The sequence below is a fragment of the Micromonospora sp. A3M-1-15 genome, from assembly GCF_024213425.1.
Classification (GTDB): domain Bacteria; phylum Actinomycetota; class Actinomycetes; order Mycobacteriales; family Micromonosporaceae; genus Micromonospora; species Micromonospora chersina.
Genome location: NZ_JANAVK010000005.1, coordinates 297,253 through 315,138 on the forward strand (window position 1 = coordinate 297,253; position 17,886 = coordinate 315,138).

Here is a 17,886-nt window from a genome sequence, read left to right on the forward strand (position 1 = left end):
TGGAACGCCATGCCCCGTACAGTTTCGGACATGGCCACCGTCGCGCTCGCCGCCACCGACTCGATGCTGCACTTCGAGCTCGCCATGGCCTGCGAGGTCTTCGTCCGCGACCCCTCCGGCCTGGCCGACCCGTGGTACGACCTCGTGGTGTGCGGCCCGGGCCCGGTCCGGATCGGCAGGTTCCGGATGGAACCCGACGACGGGCTGGACCGGCTGGCCCGCGCCGACACCGTGATCATCCCGGCCGTGGAGGACGTCGACGCGGACCTGCCACCCGACCTGCTCGACGCCGTCCGCGCGGCCCACGAGGCGGGCGCACGGATGGTCTCGCTGTGCACGGGCGCGTTCGTGCTGGCCGCCGCCGGGGTGCTGGACGGGCTGCGCGCCACCACGCACTGGGCCCACACCGAAGCGCTTGCCTCCCGCTATCCCCGGGTACGGGTCGACCCGGACGTGCTCTACGTCGACAACGGCACCGTGCTCGCCTCCGCCGGCAAGGCCGCCGCGATCGACCTGTGCCTGCACCTGATCCGCCGCGACCACGGCGCGACAGTCGCCAACGCCGTCGCTCGCCGCCTCGTCGTGCCCCCGCACCGCGCCGGCGGCCAGGCCCAGTTCGTCACCACCCCGGTGCCCGCCCGCGACGACCATCCCCTCGGCAACCTGGTCCCCTGGGCCATGGAACGGCTGGACCGCCCCCTGACCGTGGAGGACCTGGCCCGCCAGGCGAACATGAGTTCGCGCAACCTGGCCCGCCACTTCAAGTCGGTGACCGGCATGACTCCGCTCCAGTGGCTGTCGACGCAGCGCATCCGCCGGGCCCAGGAACTGCTGGAGAACACCGACGACAGCATCGACACCATCGCCCACCTGGCCGGCATGGGAACCGCCACGACGCTGCGCCGGCACTTCCACCGCACCCTCGGCGTGCCCCCGGACGTCTACCGCCGCACCTTCCGCAGCGCCCCGCCCCCGGCCTGACCTCGACGGGCGGGATCGGTCGGCGGACGGCCCGTCCCGGCCGCACCGGGCCGGGACGGGCCGGGGAGGTCCCTACCGGACGGTCCACCGCTGGTTCGCCGCGGCGGTGCAGGTCCAGAGGATGACGGTGGTGCCGTTGCCGGTGGCCGCGCCGTTGACGTCGAGGCAGAGGCCGGACTGCTGGGCCCGGATGGTGCCGTCGGCGTTCCGGCTCCAGCGCTGGTTGGCGCCGCCGTTGCAGTCCCAGATCTGTGCCTTGGCGCCCGGGGTGGCGTTCAGCGGGGCGTCCAGACACTTGCCGAGGGCCTGCAGTGTGTCACCGCTGATGCTCCAGCGCTGGTTGGCCCCACCGTTGCAGTCCCAGATCACCGGCTGGGTGCCGTTGGCGGTGTTGCTCTGCGGAACGTCCAGGCAGCGACCGGAGGCGGCGCTGACCAGTGCGCCGCTGGTGGCCGGTGGCGGGGTGGTGGTCCCCCCGCCGCTGATCCGGTAGACCACCGTGCCGTGCGCGGGGACGCTGGCGGAGATGGCGCCCCCGGTGGTGCTGGTGGCGTTGGTCCAGGCGTCGAGCAGGGTGAAGCTCGTGCCGGTCTTGCCGACGGCGGCGGCGGTGGTCGAGATCGTCGTGGTGGCGCTGCCCTGGTTGAACAGCGCGACCGCGACGTCCCCGTTGGCCAGCGGTTTGGCCAGCACCCGCCGGGTGCCGTCGAAGGAGACCTGGGTTCCCTGGAGGCCGAGGCCGTCCTGGTTGATCGCGATCAGGTTCCGGTTGGTCAGGATGCTCTGGGTGGCCGCCGACTGGGAACGGACGTCGTTTCCGGCGATCAGCGGCGCCGCGAGCACGGCCCACATCGCGAAGTGGCTGCGCATCTCGGTGTCGGTCATGCCGCCCCGGCCGACCTCCATCATGTCGGGGTCGTTGAAGGCGCCGGGGCGCGCGTAGCCGGCCAAGGGCACGGTGACGTTGATGATGTTCTGGATGCCCATCGGGTAGCCGTTGGTCTGGCCGGTGTCCCAGGCGTTGGTAATGTCCTCGGTGGTCCGCCACATGTTCGCCACGTCGCCCCAGTTGCGCTGCGGGCCGGTCTTGGCGTGGATGCTGTTCGGGTTGATGCTGTAGACGATGGGCCGGCCGGTCGCCGCGAGGGCGTCCCGCATCCTGGCGAAGGTGGCCACCTGCTGGTCGATCGTGCCGTTGGGCGAGCACCAGTCGTACTTGAGGAAGTCCACGCCCCAGGCGGCGAACTGCCGGGCGTCCTGCGCCTCGTGCCCCTGGCTGCCGGTCGCGCCCGGATACGAGCCGAAGTACTGCGCGCAGGTCCGGTCCACCGGCACCTGGTAGAGGCCGAACTTCAGGCCCTTGCCGTGCAGGTAGTCGCCGAGCGCCTTCATGCCGCTGGGGAACCGGCCGGGGTCGCCCTGCAGGTTGCCGGCCGCGTCGCGGTTCGGGTTGAACCAGCAGTCGTCGACGACGACGTACTGGTAGCCGGCGTCGCGCATCCCGCTGGCGACGATGGCGTCGGCGGACTGCCGGATCAGGGTCTCGTTGATGTTGCAGCCGAGCGAGTTCCAGCTGTTCCAGCCCATCGGCGGGGTACGCGCCACCCCGCTCTCCAGCGCCAGCGCGGCAGGCGGGCGCAGCCCGGTCACGGTGCCGGCCAGCAGCAACGCGGCCGCCGCCCCGACGGCCCAGCGACGGGCCGAGGCGAGATGTCTCATCGGTTCTCCTTCCCGCGGCGGCGTACCCGTCGCAGGTCATGGTCCAGCCCGGTGGCGGGACAGGCGGTGGATGGTCGGCCGACCGGCTCGCCGGCGCGACCGGACCCGTCGCGACCCGGCGGCGAGGTCCGCCGGGTCGCGCGGGGTCAGGTCCCGGCGGTCAGGCCACGGTGCAGGCCGCGCCGTTGAGGGTGAACCCGCTGGGCCTGGCCGTGTTGCCGGTGTGCGTGGCCTGGAAGCCGAGGCTCAGCGAGGCGTTGGGTGCCAGGGTGGCGTTGTACTCGACGTTGCGGGCCGTCACCTGGCCGGAGGTGGGCGCGTAGGTGGCGTTCCAGCCGGCGACGATGCTCTGGCCGCCGGGCAGGGTGAAGACCAGGGACCACCCGTTGAGCGTGCTGGTGCCGGTGTTGGTGACGGTGATGTCCTCGGTCAGGCCGTTGTTCCACGCGTTGACCGTGGCGGCCACCCGGCACGCCCCGCTCCCCGGCGCCGGCGTGGTCGGGCCGGGCGTCGGGGTGGTCGGGTCCGGCGTCGGCGTGCTGCCCTGGAACTGGGTGAAGAAGGACCACACCACGCCGGGCACCCAGGTCCGGTAGCCGCTGTCCCCGGTGGCGCCGTCCTGCGGGGCGGCGATGTGCCCCTCGTCGAACGCGGCCCACACCACCGGGTGCCCGGCCGAGCAGCCCGAGTAGGTCGTCACCCGATGGGTGAGGCTGCCCTGCGCGGGCTCGGCGGGGTTCTGCGCGGCGCAGCCGTTGTTCCGGACGAACCGGTCCCGCAGCGTGCGCCCGCCGGAGATGTTCAACACCCCGTCGCGGATGCCGTGCACCCCGAGGTACGCGACCGGCTGGCTGCCGCCGTCGCAGCCGCTGAGCTGCCCGCCGGACTGGACCGCGACCGCCCGGAAGACGGTGGGCCGGGCGCAGGCGATCGCGTAGCTCATGGCGCCGCCGTAGCTGAAGCCGACCGCGAAACGCTGGGTCGTGTCGACGCACAGGCCGGCGTCGAGTTGGCGGATCATGTCGTCGACGAAGGCGAGGTCCTCGCCGTTGGTGTTGGCCCAGCCGTTGTCCAGGCCCTGGGGCGCCACGAAGATCGTGCTCTCGTTCGCCAGCCGCTGAAGGCCGTAGTAGGACCAGACGTCCCGCTGCACGGTCTGACCGGTGGCCACGTCGGTGGCGGTGCCACCCCACCAGTGGAACCCGAAGACCACCCGGTAGGGACGGTTGCTGTCGTAGTTGTCGGGGACCCTGAGGATGTAGGTGCGGGTTCGGCCGCCGCTCTGGATCGAGTGCGTGCCGCTCGACAGGGTGGGCGCCCTGCCGCACCCGGCGGTCGCCGCGGCGGTGCCGACGTCCGCGGCCGCCGTGGTCGCGCCGAGACCACCGCTCCAGGCGGTGGAGGAGGCCGTGGCGACGGCAAGGGCCGCGACGGCGAACGCGCCGAGGAAGGATCCGGGTCGGGCCATGGGGTGACTCCCTTCGCCGCGCACGGCGGCGTAGCTGGGTGATGACGGTCCGGACAGGACGCTCGCCGCCCCTCGCTGTGGCGCCGGCCGTGGCCACGCGGGTCCGGGCAAGGTGGCGGGTGATGGCCGTACGGCATCGGTCACCCGCGCTGCCGGACCTGACCTGGTGGCCCGGTCGGTACGCCGAGCCTGCCCTTGCGCTCCCATCCGCAACGTACTCTGTGAGCGCTAACATCGCAATCCGTGAATGGGTACGACATTGAGCCTGTTATCGATAACATGCTATGTTCGGCGCTCAGGGAGCCGAGGGCACCGGCAATCCCGCGAACCGCACCTGTCGTGCGGCGCTCCGCGTCCCTCACCGTCCGGGCGGGCACTCCACCACGACCGGAAGGATCCTCCATGCGTACCACGTGGAAAGTCCGGGCGGCGACGCTCGCCGCCACCGCGGGTCTGGTCGCCGCCGCCGCGGCCGTGACCCTGCCCGCCGAGGCGGCCGCCGCCGGCTGCGCGGTCACCTACCAGGTGTCCTCGCAGTGGCAGAGCGGGTTCGGCGCCACCGTCACCGTCGCCAACCTGGGCGACCCGGTCAACGGCTGGGCGCTCACCTGGACCTACGCCGCCGGCCAGCAGGTCACCCAGTACTGGAACGCCACCGTCGCCCAGAGCGGCGGCCAGGTGCGGGCCTCGAACGTCAGCTACAACGCGAGCATCGGGAGCAACGCCACCGTGTCATTCGGATTCAACGGCTCGTGGACCGGCAGCAACCCCGCGCCGGCCGCTTTCGCCCTCAACGGGACCACCTGCACCGGCGGCACGAGCACGCCGCCGCCCAGCACCACCCCGCCGCCCAGCTCTCCCCCGCCGAGCTCTCCCCCGCCGAGCTCTCCGCCGCCGAGTTCTCCGCCGCCGACCGGCAGCCTGCCGAGCAGCTTCCGGTGGAGTTCCAGCGGCGCGCTGATCGGCCCGAAGAACGACGGCCGCGGCATCGCCGGCATCAAGGACCCCTCCGTCGTCTACCACAACGGCAGGTACCACGTCTTCGCCAGCACGGCGAAGTCCTCCGGCTACAACCTGGTCTACACGAGCTTCGCCGACTGGTCGCAGGCCGGCTCGGCGCCCTTCACCTACCTCGACCAGACCCCGATCGGCGCCGGCTACCGCGCCGCGCCGCAGGTCTTCTACTTCGCCCCGCAACGGCTGTGGTACCTCGTCTACCAGACCGGCAACGCGTCGTACTCCACCAACCCGGACATCAGCAACCCGGCCGGGTGGAGCGCGCCGAAGAACTTCTACGGCGGCATGCCCCAGATCATCAGCGACAACATCGGCAACGGCTACTGGGTCGACATGTGGGTCATCTGCGACTCGGCGAACTGCTACCTGTTCTCCTCCGACGACAACGGGCACCTCTACCGGTCCCAGACGACGCTCGCGAACTTCCCGAACGGCATGACCAACACGGTCATCGCCATGCAGGACAGCGACCGTAACCGGCTGTTCGAGGCGTCCAACGTCTACCGGGTCGGCGACCAGTACCTGCTGCTCGTCGAGGCCATCGGCAGCGACGGCCGCCGCTGGTTCCGCTCGTGGACCGCGCCGGCCATCACCGGCCCGTGGACCGCCCTCGCCGACACCGAGAGCAACCCGTTCGCCCGCGCCAACACCGTCAGCTTCCCGGGTGGCGCCTGGACCCGCGACATCAGCCACGGCGAGCTGATCCGCAGCGGCTACGACCAGACCCTCACCGTCAGTCCCTGCAACCTGCGCTACCTCTACCAGGGCCTGGACCCCGCCGCCGGCGGCGACTACAACGGCCTGCCCTGGCGCCTCGGCCTGCTCACGCAGACCAACTCCACCTGCTGAGAGCCCGCGCCCGGCAGGCGGATCACCGCCTGCCGGGCGCGACGGCTGCTGCCTCAGAACCCCCGGGCGAGCCGGTAGTACGCCTGGTTCCAGCGGATCTCCTCGGCGAACCGGCGCGGGTCCGTGTCGGCGTCGATGACGACCAGCTCCGTCCGGCTCATCTCGGCCAGGTCGTGCAACTCCTCCACCCCCACGGCCCGCGACAGCACGGTGTGGTGCGGGGCGCCCGCGGTGATCCACGCCTCGGCGGAGCCGGGGAGGTGCGGGCGGGGGCGCCAGACGGCCCGGGCCACCGGCAGCCGGCGCAGCGGGTGCGGCGGCGCCACCACGTCGACCTCGTTGGCGACGAGCCGGAAGCGCTCCCCCATGTCGGCCAGGCCGAGCACGACCGCGGGACCGGGCTCGGCGTCGAAGACCAGCCGGACCGGGTCCTCCCGCCCGCCGATGCTCAGCGGGTGGATCTCCACGGAGGGTACGTCGGCGGCGATGCTCGGGCACACCTCCAGCATGTGCGCGCCGAGGACCAGCTCGCGGCCGGGCGTGAGGTCGTAGGTGTAGTCCTCCATGAAGGACGTCCCGCCGTCGACCCCGACGGCCATCGCCTTGAGGGCGTGGACCAGGACGGACGTCTTCCAGTCGCCCTCGCCGCCGAAGCCGTAGCCGTCGGCCATGAGCCGCTGCACGGCGATGCCCGGCAGTTGGCGCAGCCCGCCCAGGTCCTCGAAGTTGGTGGTGAAGGCACGGAAACCACCGGCTTCCAGGAAGGTGCGCAGGCCCAGCTCCAGCCGGGCGGCGTAGCGCAGGGACTCGTGGCGGTCGCCGCCGGGGCGCAGCTCGGGCACCGTCCGGTAGCTGTCGTCGTACTCCTTGACCAGGTCGTCCACCTGCGCGTCGGTGACCTCGCCGACCACCCGGACGAGGTCGTTGACCCCGTAGGTGTTCACGGAGACACCGAAGCGCAGCTCCGCCTCCACCTTGTCGCCCTCGGTCACCGCGACGTCGCGCATGTTGTCGCCGAAGCGGGCCAGCCGCAGGGACCGCATCGCCGACCAGCCGATGGCCGCCCGCGCCCAGGCGCCCACGCGGGACACGACGCGCGGGTCGCTGACGTGCCCGGCGACGGTCTTGCGGGCCACCCCGAGGCGGGTCTGGACGAAGCCGAACTCCCGGTCGCCGTGCGCCGCCTGGTTGAGGTTCATGAAGTCCATGTCGATCTCGTCCCACGGCAGCAGGACGTTGGCCTGGGTGTGCAGGTGCAGCAGCGGCGTCCGCAGCGCGTCCAGGCCGGCGATCCACATCTTCGCCGGCGAGAAGGTGTGCATCCAGGCGATCACCCCGACGGCCCCCTGCGCCGCGGCGTCACGGCAGACCCGCAGGATGTCGCCGCTGGTGGTGAGGACCGGTTTCCAGACGACCCGGGCGGGGATCTGCGGCGAGTCGTGGAGCGCCGCCGCGATCTGCCGGGACTGGTCGGCCACCTGGCGAAGGGTGTCCTCGCCGTACATGGCCTGACTGCCGGTGAGGAACCAGATCTCAGGCTCAGCGTGCGTTGCCATGGAATTGCCTTCCGCGAGGTGGTCGGTCACTTGTAGCGGATTCCGATCAGACGTTGGAGCAGGATGAACGCGAAGAGCAGGCCGCCGATCACGATCTTGGTCCACCAGGAGTTGAGGCTGCCGTCGAAGGTGATCAGCGTCTGGATGACCCCGAGGACCAGCACCCCCAGCACGGTGCCGAAGACGTAGCCCGAGCCGCCGGTGAGCACGGTCCCGCCGATGACCACGGCGGCGATGACGTCGAGCTCCATGCCCACCGCGATCAGCGGGGCGCCGGAGAGCGTGTAGAACGACAGCAGGATGCCGCCGATCGCCGCGCAGAGGCCGCTGATGGTGTAGACGGCGATCCGGGTCCGGCCCACCGGAAGCCCCATCAGCAGCGCGGACTGCGGGTTGCCGCCGATCGCGTACACGTTGCGGCCCAGCCGGCTGTAGGCCAGCGTGTACGCGGCGACGGCGACCACCGCGAAGGCGATGAGCACGCTGATCGACACGAAGTTGCCGCTGGGGTTGCCGATGCGTTCCTGGGACATCCTGGTCCAGAACCCGTCGGTGATCGGGATGGACGAGCCGCTGATGAAGGTGCACATCCCGCGGGCGAAGAACATCCCGGCGAGGGTGACGATGAACGGCTGGATGTCGAAGAAGTGGATGACACAGCCCATGAGGAAGCCGAGCGTCGGCCCGATGAGCAGCGCGATGAGCAGCACCAACGCCGCCGGCAGCCCCTCCCTCAGCAGGAACGCGGACACCATCGCGGTCATCGCCACGACCGAGCCGACGGAGAGGTCGATGCCGCCGGTGAGGATCACGAAGGTCATGCCGACCGCGACGACGAGCAGGAACCCGTTGTCGATGAAGACGTTGAAGACGACCTGGACGTTGGAGAACGCGCGGTACTGGGAGACGCCGACGCCGTACAGGACGAGCAGCAGGGCGAGGGTGGCCAGGACCGGGACGTGCCGCCGGGGCAGCCGCGACCAGGTGCGGGTGGCCATCAGGGACAGGGTTGTCATGCCGGCACCTGCTCCTTCGGCTGCTCGGTCACGGGAGCGGAGGCGGCCGCCGGGGACCGGCGTCGGGCGAACCGGGCCCGGAAGCCCGGCGCCTGGATCAGGCAGACCGCGATGACCACGACCGCCTTGAACAGCAGCGAGGTCTGAGGCGAGATGTTCATGGCGTACACCGTGGTGGTGAGGGTCTGGATGAGCAGCGCGCCGAGGATGGTGCCGCTGAGGGAGAACCGGCCACCGGCGAGCGACGTGCCGCCGATGACCACGGCGAGGATGGCGTCGAGTTCGACCCAGAGGCCGGCGGCGTTGCCGTCGGCGCTGGACACGTTGGCCGTGATCATGAAGCCGGCGATGGCGGCACAGGCCGCGCTGATCACGTAGACGAGGAACGTGATCCGCCCGGACCGGAGGCCGGCCAGCCGGCTGGCCTGCGCGTTGCCGCCGACCGACTCGATCATCATGCCGAGGGCGGTGCGCCGGGTCACCGCGGCGACCAGGAGGGCCGCGGCGAGCGCGATGAAAATGGCCAGCGGCAGGGTCAGCAGGTGCCCGACGCCGATCGCCTTGTACGGGCCGGAGTTGATGGTCAGGATCTGCCCCTCGGTGATCAGCTGGGCCAGGCCCCGGCCGGCGACCATGAGGATCAGCGTGGCGATGATCGGCTGGATGCCGATGACGGCGACCAGCACGCCGTTCCAGGCGCCGAGCACCAGGGCCACCCCGACGCCGAGGGCCAGTGCCGTCAGCACGCCGCCGAGGCTGTTCTGGTCGGGCTGCCGGCTGATGTAGAGGCAGGCGATGGCGCCGCTGATCGCGCAGAGCGAGCCGACCGAGAGGTCGATGCCGCCGGTGGCGATCACCAGCGTCATGCCGAGCGCCACCAGGATCAGTGGCGCGCTCAGCCGGAGGATGTCGATCAGGCTGCCGTACAGGTGCCCGTCCCGCATCTGCACCGAGAGGAAGCCGGGTCGGTAGACGGTGTTGGCTGCCAGCATGAGGACGAGGACGACGACCGGCCAGAAGAGGCGGTGTGTCGTCAGTGTCCGGTAACCGGCCCTTCGGTTGCTCATGACGGCACCCCTTCGTGCCCGGAGCCGGCGGCGATGTTCTGCATGATCCGGTCGGCGTCGACGCTCTGGTCGTTGCCGAGTTGCGTGACCATCTCCCGGTCGCGCATCACGGCGATCTTGTGGCTGAGTCGGAGCACCTCTTCGAGTTCGGCCGAGACGAACAGCACGGCCATGCCGCCGTCGGAGAGCTGGGCGACCAGCCGCTGGATCTCGGTCTTCGCGCCGATGTCGATGCCCCGGGTCGGCTCGTCGAGGATCAGCAGGCGGGGCTCGGTGATGAGCCAGCGCGCGAGCAGCACCTTCTGCTGGTTGCCGCCGGAGAGGTTGCCCGCCGGGATGTCGGGGTCCGCCGGCCGGATGCTCAGGGCCCGCACGTACCGCTCGACCAGCTCGTCCTGACGGCGCCGGGGAATGGGCCGCAGCCAGCCGCGGGCCGCCTGCAGGGCGATGATGATGTTCTCCCGCACGGACAGCTCCGCGATGATGCCCTCGGCGCGCCGGTTCTCCGAGCAGAAGCCGATGCCGTGCGCGATGGCGGCCACCGGCGTGCGCAGCGATGCGGGTGAGCCCTGCACCCGGACGCTGCCGTGGTCGGCGCGGTCGGCGCCGAACAGCAGCCGCGCCACCTCGGTACGGCCCGAGCCGAGCAGGCCGGCGAGGCCGACCACCTCCCCCTCGTGGATGGTGAGGCTGAACGGCGCCACGGCGGAGCGGCGTCCCAGCTCGCGGACGTCCAGCAGCGGCGGGCCCTCCGCCCGGTCGGCGGGGTCGTGCCGGGGCTGCTCGTCGAGACGCTCCAGCACGCGCAACTCCTTGCCGATCATCTTCTCCACCAGGCCGAGCTGGGGAAGCTCGCTCGTCGCGTACTCGCCGACGAGCTGGCCGTTGCGAAGGACGGTGATCCGGTCGGCGATCTCGTAGACCTGGTCGAGGAAGTGGGTGACGAACAGGATCGCGATGCCATCGTCGCGCAGTTGCCGCATGACCCGGAACAGCTGCGCGACCTCACCGGCGTCGAGGCTCGAGGTCGGCTCGTCCAGGACCAGGACCCGGGCCTCGATGTCGATGGCACGGGCGATCGCCACCATCTGCTGGACGGCCAGCGAGTAGCTGCCGAGCTGGGCGTTGACGTCGAGGTCCAGGTCGAGCCGGGCGAGGAGGCTCCGGGCCCGGCGACGCATCTCGCCCCACCGGACCGCGCCGAGCCGGCGGGGTTCCCGGCCGATGAAGATGTTCTCCGCCACCGAGAGGTTGGTGCAGAGGTTGACCTCCTGGTAGACGGTGCTCACCCCGGCGGCGGTGGCCTGCATCGGGCCGGTGAACGACACCTGCTCGCCGCCGAGCGTGACGGTGCCCTGGTCGGTGCCGTAGACACCGGTGAGCACCTTGATGAGGGTCGACTTGCCGGCGCCGTTCTCGCCCATGAGGGCGTGCACCTCTCCGGGGAAGAGGCGGAAGGCCACGTTGTCGAGCGCGCGTACGCCGGGGAAGGACTTGCTGATCCCCGTCATTGTCAGGACGGGATGGCTGCCTGTCATGCCACCGGGCCTTTCCTGAGATGGGTGAGAGGGCACGCGGGCCCCGGTCGGTGGGGCCGCGCGGCGGCCGGGCCCGAGGCCCGGCCGCCGCGTCGGATGCCGGGGGCGTTCGGCCCCCGCGGTCCGGTCAGTACTTGCGGTTGGGCAGCGCCTCCTTGGCCTGCTCCTGGGTGAAGGTGGTCTCCTGGGTCTCGATCCGGGCCGGGACCTCCTCGCCGTTGTGCACCTTCTTCACCAGGTCCATCAGCTGGGGACCGAGCAGCGGGCTGCACTCGGCGATGAAGTTGAACTTGCCGTCGGCGAGGGCCTGCATGCCGTCCTTGACCGCGTCGACGGTGATGATGGTGATGTCCTTGCCGGGCACCTTCCCGGCCGCGGTGATCGCCTCGAGCGCGCCCAGGCCCATGTCGTCGTTGTGCGCGAAGAGCACGTCGATCTTCGGGTTGGCCTTGAGGAACTGCTCCATCACCTGCTTGCCGCCGGCGCGGGTGAAGTCACCGGACTGCGAGGCGATGATCTTGAGGTTCGGGTTCGCCGCGATCGCCTCGGCGAAGCCCTTCTTCCGGTCGTTCGCCGGCGCCGAGCCGGTCGTACCCTGCAGCTCGACGATGTTGACCGGGCCGGTGGCGGCCTTCTCCTTCTCCACCAGCCACTCCCCCGCCGACCGGCCCTCCTTCACGAAGTCCGACCCGAGGAAGGACTTGTACAGGGACTTGTCGGCCGAGTCGACCGACCGGTCGGTGAGGATGACCGGGATCTTGGCGTCCTTGGCCTCCTTGAGCACGGTGTCCCAGCCGGACTCCACCACGGGCGAGAAGGCGATCACGTCCACCTTCTGCTGGATGAAGTTGCGGATGGCCTTGATCTGGTTCTCCTGCTTCTGCTGGGCGTCGTCGAACTTCAGGTCGATGCCGGCCGCGGCGGCGGACTCCTTGATCGAGGTGGTGTTCGCCGTACGCCAGCCGCTCTCCGCGCCGACCTGGGAGAAGCCCAGCGTGATCTTGCCGTCGTCGCCCTTGCCGCCGCTGTCGCCCGTGTCGCTGTTGCCGCAGGCCGCCATTCCGCTGGCCAGCAGTGCCGCGGTGAGCACCGCGATGACCTTGCGGGACGGCAGGTGGGCTCTCATTCTCTTCACCGCATGTCTCCTCGGGCTAAGGGGGTACGCGACCGCCGCCGTACAGCGCACGGCCCGTTCTGGTGGTGGTGCTGTCGAAGGTGGTGCGCCGCGGACGGCCCCCGGACGGGCCGCCGCGCGATCGGGGGCGGCCGTCAGGGGCTCGCCGGTGAGGGGGGACGCTGTCCATAAACGTTCTGGTAGCGGTCGTGCAGGGCCTCGACGTCGGCCACCGCCATCGGCAGCGGCTCGCCGAGCACCCGGGCCAGGTGCGCGGTCCGGGCGATGTCCTCACACATCACGGCGGCCTTCACCGCGGCGCGGGCGTCCCGGCCGATGGTGAAGACGCCGTGGTTGCGCATGAGCACGGCCGCCGAGCGGTGCCCGGTGAGGGTTTCCACGATCCCCTTGCCGATGTCGTCGCCCCCGATCAGGGCGAATGGTCCGACCGGGATCTCGCCGCCGAACTCGTCGGCCTGGGCGGTGAGGTGGCAGGGGATCGGCTCGCCGCGCACCGCCCAGGCGGTCGCGTACGTGCTGTGGGTGTGCACCACTCCGCCCACCTCGGGAAGGGCCCGGTAGACGTAGGCGTGGGCGGCGGTGTCGCTGGAGGGCGAGAGGTCACCCTCGACCACGACGCCGTCCAGGTCGCACACGACCATGTTCTCCGGCGCGAGGTCGTCGTAGTCGACGCCGCTCGGCTTGATCACCATCAGCTCGTGGCCGGGCACCCGGGCGGAGACGTTCCCCGCCGTCCAGGCGACCAGGCGGTAGCGGGTGAGTTCGGCGTGCAACCGGGCGACGTTCTCCCGGAGCCGCCGGATCTGCTGATCCAGCTCGGCACTCATGCGACCACCTCCAGCGGCGTCGTGGCCCGTGCCGCCGGTCGGTCGACGGCGGCGTTGCGGATCGCGCGCAGGCGGGACATGACGTCGTTGCCGCCGCGACCGAAGTGGTCGTGCAGGGTCCGGTACTCGGCGTAGAGCGCGTCGTAGGCACGTGCCCGCTCGGGGTCCGGCCGGTAGGCGTCGCGGTCCACCCGGCCCATCGCCGCGGAGGCCGCGTACACGTCCGGGTACGCGCCGGCGGCGACCGCGGCGTGGATCGCCGAGCCCAGCGCGGGTCCCTGGGCCGACCCGATGAGGCTCAACGGGCGGTTGGTGACGTCGCTGTAGATCTGCATGAGCAGCCGGTTGCCGGTCAGGCCGCCGGCCACCACCAGCTCGCGGATCGGCACCCCCGCTTCGACGAACGCCTCGATGATCATGCGGGTGCCGTACGCCGTCGCCTCCAGCAGCGCGCGGTAGACGTCCGCCGGCCGGGTGGCCAGCGTCAGCCCCACGACGAGACCGCTCAGGTCGTGGTTGACCAGCAGGGAGCGGTTGCCGTTCCACCAGTCCAGCGCGATCAGCCCGTGGCCGCCGACCGGCTGCGCCGCGGCCAGCTCGGAGAGCCGCTCGTGGGAGTCCGCGCCCGCCGGGGCGGCGTGCTCGACGAACCAGCCGAAGATGTCGCCGACGCCGCTCTGGCCGGCCTCGTACCCCCAGGCGCCGGGGCTCAGTCCACCCTCGACGACGCCGCACATGCCGGGCACCTCGGACAGCTCGGCGCCGTTGACCACGTGACAGGTCGAGGTGCCCATGATGGCGACCAGGTGCCCGGGCGCCAGGGCCTGGGCCGAGGCGGCGGTGACGTGGGCGTCGACGTTGCCGGCCGCGACCGCGATGCCCTCGGGCAGGCCGGTCCAGGCCGCGGCCCGGGCGGTCAGGGCGCCGGCCCGGGCGCCCATCGGCAGCAGCGGACCGTCCAGCTTGGCGACGAAGTCGGCGAACCCCGGGTCCAGCGCCGCCAGGAACTCCCGGGACGGGTAGCGGCCGTCCTGCCGGATGCCCTTGTAGCCGGCGGTGCAGATGTTGCGGGTCTCCACCCCGCACAGCTGCCAGACGATCCAGTCGGCCGCCTCGACGAACCGCTCGGCGCGCCGGTAGACCTCCGGGTCCTCGTCGAGGATCTGCAGGCCCTTCGCGAACTGCCACTCGGCGGAGATCTTCCCGCCGTACCGGGCGAGCCAGGACTCGCCGCGTTCCTGCGCGAGGGCGTTGATCCGGTCGGCGTGCGGCTGCCCGGCGTGGTGCTTCCACAGCTTCACCCAGGCGTGCGGCCGGCTCCGCAGCTCGGGCACCTCGCAGAGTGGCGTGCCGTCGGCCAGGGTGGGCAGCACCGTGCAGGCCGTGAAGTCGGTGGCGATGCCGATGACCCGCGCCGGGTCGATGCCGGCGGCGGCCACGGCGGCGGGCACCGCGTGGCGCAGCACGTCCCGGTAGTCCTCGGGGTCCTGCAGCGCCCAGTCGGGTGGGAGCGGCACCGCCGCGCCGGGGAGCGAGGACTCGATCACCCCGTGCCGGTACTCGTGGACCGCGGTGCCCAGCTCGGCCCCGTCACCGACGCGGACCACCAACGCCCGGCCCGACAACGTCCCGTAGTCGACCCCGACGACGTACCGGTCCCCCGGTCCGTCCACACCCGTCATCTCCACCTCCGCGTGCTGTGGCTCACATTGTTAGCGCTCACATCGGCGTTGGTCAAGACGCGATCGCAACAGTCCCGTAACGGCGCGGCCACCGACCCCGGCGGGCGAAGTCGGGCGGAACGATCTAGGCCGGCGATTCGGTGTTAACGTTCACAGATGTCGATGGAGCATCCCGGCCCTCCTGGGACCGTCGACCGAACGGCGATGTGCCGATCGTCTGTTAGCGTTAACCCTGCTGACCTCGGAGCTCGGGGCGGACGGCGGTACCGGAGGCAGCCTGGCCGCCGAGCTGTGAACGATCACAACCGCGTGCGGCGCCTGTTGGACAGTGCGTGCCCCATCCCCCGGACTTCGAGGTCGCGCCGGATGCCGACGGGCCGGCGCGGCAACGCGATCGCGCGGCCCGACCACGTCGGGCCGCGCGACGGGGTTCGCTCAGAGGGCGGTGACGGTCCACTGGTTGTTGGTGTTCCCGTTGGGCGCCCACATGCAGACCGTCGACCCGACGGTGGCGTTGCCCATCCCGTCAAGGGCCGTTCCGGTACCCCGGTTGACGATCTGCCAGCGGCCGGCGCCCACGCTGGTCAACCGCCACTGCTGGTTGTCACCGCCGTTCCACGGCGCCTGGCGCACGACGGCCCCGTTGGCCGCGTTGCCCCAGCTGTCGACCACCATGCCGTTGGCCCGATTCACGATCCGGTAGAAGCCGCTACCCACGTCGACCAACTGCCATTGCAGATTCACGCTGCTGACGTCACTCCACTGCTTGACCACCGACCCCGATCCGACACTCCCGCCACTGTCCACCACCAGCCCCGTCGTCACATTCGCGATCTTCACGTAGCCGGTGGGGGTGGAACCCCCGGCGAGGTTCCAGTAGACGGTGTAGTTGTATCCCTGCGCGTCGTAGAACGGAGCCAGGTTTACCGCGGCACCGTTGGCACTGGCGGTGAACGCGAGCGACGAACTGCTGGACCGGGTGACCGAGGAGGCCGTCAGCGACGGCAGCGACGACAGGCTCGTGTTGCCGTAGTTGCCGGCCAGCACGACCGGGCCGTAGGTGACCGCGGCGACGTCGGCGTTGTCGTTGGCGGCCCGCACGGCCACCCGCATGGGAAGCCGGAGGGTGACCGTGTCGCCGGAGGTCCAGGACCGGCTGAGGGTGGCGTAACTGCCGGGGTCGAGCGCGATGTCCTGAACCACGCCGTTGACGCTGATCGTGGCCCCAGTGGTCCAGGCCGGGATGCGCAGGCGCATCGCCCACGACCCGGAGACGGCGCCGGTGACTCTCAGCGTGGTCGTGTCGGTCACCGGGTAGCTCGTGGTCTGCGTGACGGTGATACCCCGCTCGGTCCAGCTCAGCACCGACGGCATGAACAGGTTCACGAGCAGGCTGGTGCCGGAGAAGAAGTAGATCGAGTCCGTGAGCGCGGTGTTGGCCTCGACCCCGGTCCCCTGGCAACACCAGAACGAGGTGTAGTCGGTGCTCCAGGTGCCGCCACCCCACGCCGGCCCGACGCCCCGGCGGCCACCCGGGTTGAGCGGGGTGAAGTAGGTGATGTGGCCGTGGCTGTCGGCCGGGTTCTGCGCCCCGATGACGTGGTTGAGCAACGTCCGCTCGTAGAAGTCGACCAGGTCGACCCGGTCGGGCTGGAGGGTGAACAGCTCCCGGGTGAGCTTGAGCATGTTCTAGCTGTTGCAGTGCTCGCAGGTGTCGCGGTTGAGGTATCCGGCGATCGCGTGCGGCGCGCGGAAGTGCTCGGCCTGACTGTTCCCGCCGATGGCGTAGGTGTGCGCGCCGACGGTGATGGCCCAGGCGTTGGCGGCGATGTCGCGGTACCGGGTGGTGCCGGTGGCCTTGTACTCCCGGGCCGCGCCCACCCACTTCGGCACCTGCGTGTTCGCGTGCAGCCCGTTGAGCTGGTCCTGGTTCGACGCCAAGGGGTTGAAGACCGCGGCGTGGTCGAAGCGCTGCGCGGCGTTCAGCCAGCGGCCGTCGCCGGTCTGCTGGTAGAGGTCGGTCAGCACCGCGTTCATGCCGCCGAACTCGACGTTCAACACCGACTGCATCTGGCTGTAGCTCAGCCGCCCGGTGCGCCAGTCCACCCAACCGGCGAGGTTGAGCAGCACGTCCCGGGCCTGCGTGCTGCCGAGGTACCGCCAGACGTCGAGCAGGCCGGCCATGATCTTGTGAATGACGTAGTACGGCACGTTGCCGTTGGACAACGAGCCCGATTCCAGACTGGTGAAATCAGACTCGGGGAAGCCGGAGAGGTAGCCGGCGGCGAAGCCGGCCGCGCTGTTGTTCGCCTGGCATCTGGCCAGTTCCGCGACGAAGTAGGTGGCCCTGTCCCGGCAGGTGGTGTCGCCGAGCACGGCCGCGGCCTGGGCCCAGGCCGTGAGCAGGTGACCCTGCATGTGCGTGCGGAAGGGGAAGTTCGGCGCGTCCCAGCCACCGGTCGCCGCCGCGCCGTTGGTGGAGAGCCGGTGGTTGGCGCGGAAGTTGTACAGCATCCGGTCGGCGTCGACGAAGCGCAGGTAGTTCAGCGTCCGGTTCTGGTTGTCCATCCATCGGCTGGCGGTGAGCTGCACCTGGCCCGGCGGGAACGGGTACGCCGAGACGCCGGCGTCCGGGCGGGCCGGAGCGACGGCCGCCTCGGCCCGGGACGCCGGAAGCGCCGTGGAGCCCACGGCCACGGCTGCCGGCACGACGCCGGCCGCACGCAGCAGGGTTCGGCGGTGGATGCGGAGGTCATGCGTTCCCATCTGAGTCCTCTCAAGGTCACTGGTGCGCGGGGTGGTCGGCGCCGGGTGACGGCAGTGGGGGCGCGGATTCGGACGGGGCGGTCGGGCGCCGGTCCGGTGTGGTGGGACAAGCCGTCGCCCGGACGCCGGCGGGCGCATGTTCCGCGCCGCTGGGGTGCACGTCGGTTGCCGGTGGCGCGTCGAGCGGGCGGGTGGCTCACCGGTGCGCTCCATGACGTGCGGCCGGCACGACCGTCGACCCGGTGCCCACGAGTCGCGTTCGCCC

11 protein-coding genes and 1 pseudogene are annotated in these 17,886 nt (G+C 71.1%); 2 read left to right on the plus strand and 10 right to left on the minus strand.

Annotated elements, in window-relative coordinates; all coding sequences use genetic code 11:
• Positions 1-30 precede the first annotated feature (30 nt).
• The gene (locus tag NLX85_RS25320; protein WP_254339158.1) at positions 31-981 is read left to right on the plus strand and encodes a helix-turn-helix domain-containing protein; all 951 of its coding nucleotides are present in this window, start codon (positions 31-33) and stop codon (positions 979-981) included.
• A 72-nt stretch (positions 982-1,053) separates the two neighbouring features.
• Here the strand turns inward: NLX85_RS25320 and NLX85_RS25325 are convergent, their stop codons facing one another.
• Both NLX85_RS25325 and NLX85_RS25330 read right to left on the minus strand, forming a co-directional pair.
• A complete protein-coding gene (locus tag NLX85_RS25325; RefSeq protein ID WP_254339160.1) occupies positions 1,054-2,700 on the minus strand; it encodes a ricin-type beta-trefoil lectin domain protein in 1,647 nt (548 codons plus the stop codon).
• A 160-nt stretch (positions 2,701-2,860) separates the two neighbouring features.
• Entirely contained in the window at positions 2,861-4,168 is a 1,308-nt protein-coding gene (locus NLX85_RS25330) for a cellulose binding domain-containing protein (protein WP_254339162.1), read from the minus strand.
• A gap of 402 nt (positions 4,169-4,570) precedes the next feature.
• On the opposite strand from NLX85_RS25330, the gene NLX85_RS25335 reads away from it, so the two are divergent.
• Positions 4,571-6,034 carry a non-reducing end alpha-L-arabinofuranosidase family hydrolase gene (locus NLX85_RS25335; protein ID WP_254339164.1) on the plus strand — a complete coding sequence of 488 codons (1,464 nt, stop codon included), beginning with the start codon at positions 4,571-4,573 and terminating at the stop codon, positions 6,032-6,034.
• Positions 6,035-6,087: 53 nt separating this feature from the next.
• Here NLX85_RS25335 and araA read toward each other — a convergent pair whose 3' ends face one another.
• The 8 genes and pseudogenes from araA to NLX85_RS25375 form a co-directional block, all read right to left on the minus strand.
• On the minus strand, positions 6,088-7,590 hold the full coding sequence (gene araA, locus NLX85_RS25340) for an L-arabinose isomerase (RefSeq protein WP_254339165.1): 1,503 nt from the start codon (positions 7,588-7,590) through the stop codon (positions 6,088-6,090).
• A gap of 26 nt (positions 7,591-7,616) precedes the next feature.
• Positions 7,617-8,606 (minus strand): galactofuranose ABC transporter, permease protein YjfF, encoded by a 990-nt coding sequence (gene yjfF / locus NLX85_RS25345; protein ID WP_254339167.1) that lies wholly within the window; start codon positions 8,604-8,606, stop codon positions 7,617-7,619.
• Complete coding sequence (locus NLX85_RS25350) at positions 8,603-9,673, minus strand: ABC transporter permease (RefSeq protein ID WP_254339169.1); 1,071 nt, start codon at positions 9,671-9,673, stop codon at positions 8,603-8,605. Before NLX85_RS25350 ends, yjfF begins: the two co-directional genes overlap by 4 nt.
• On the minus strand, positions 9,670-11,211 hold the full coding sequence (locus NLX85_RS25355; RefSeq protein ID WP_254339171.1) for a sugar ABC transporter ATP-binding protein: 1,542 nt from the start codon (positions 11,209-11,211) through the stop codon (positions 9,670-9,672). The genes NLX85_RS25350 and NLX85_RS25355 overlap by 4 nt, the downstream gene beginning before the upstream one ends.
• 127 nt (positions 11,212-11,338) lie before the next feature.
• Positions 11,339-12,337 (minus strand): ABC transporter substrate-binding protein, encoded by a 999-nt coding sequence (locus tag NLX85_RS25360; protein WP_254339454.1) that lies wholly within the window; start codon positions 12,335-12,337, stop codon positions 11,339-11,341.
• A gap of 143 nt (positions 12,338-12,480) precedes the next feature.
• Complete coding sequence (locus NLX85_RS25365; protein WP_254339173.1) at positions 12,481-13,173, minus strand: L-ribulose-5-phosphate 4-epimerase; 693 nt, start codon at positions 13,171-13,173, stop codon at positions 12,481-12,483.
• Positions 13,170-14,855, minus strand: a complete 1,686-nt coding sequence (gene araB / locus NLX85_RS25370; RefSeq protein WP_254339175.1) for a ribulokinase — start codon at positions 14,853-14,855, stop codon at positions 13,170-13,172. Before araB ends, NLX85_RS25365 begins: the two co-directional genes overlap by 4 nt.
• A gap of 435 nt (positions 14,856-15,290) precedes the next feature.
• Positions 15,291-17,621: pseudogene (locus NLX85_RS25375) on the minus strand (beta-L-arabinofuranosidase domain-containing protein).
• Positions 17,622-17,886 lie beyond the last annotated feature (265 nt).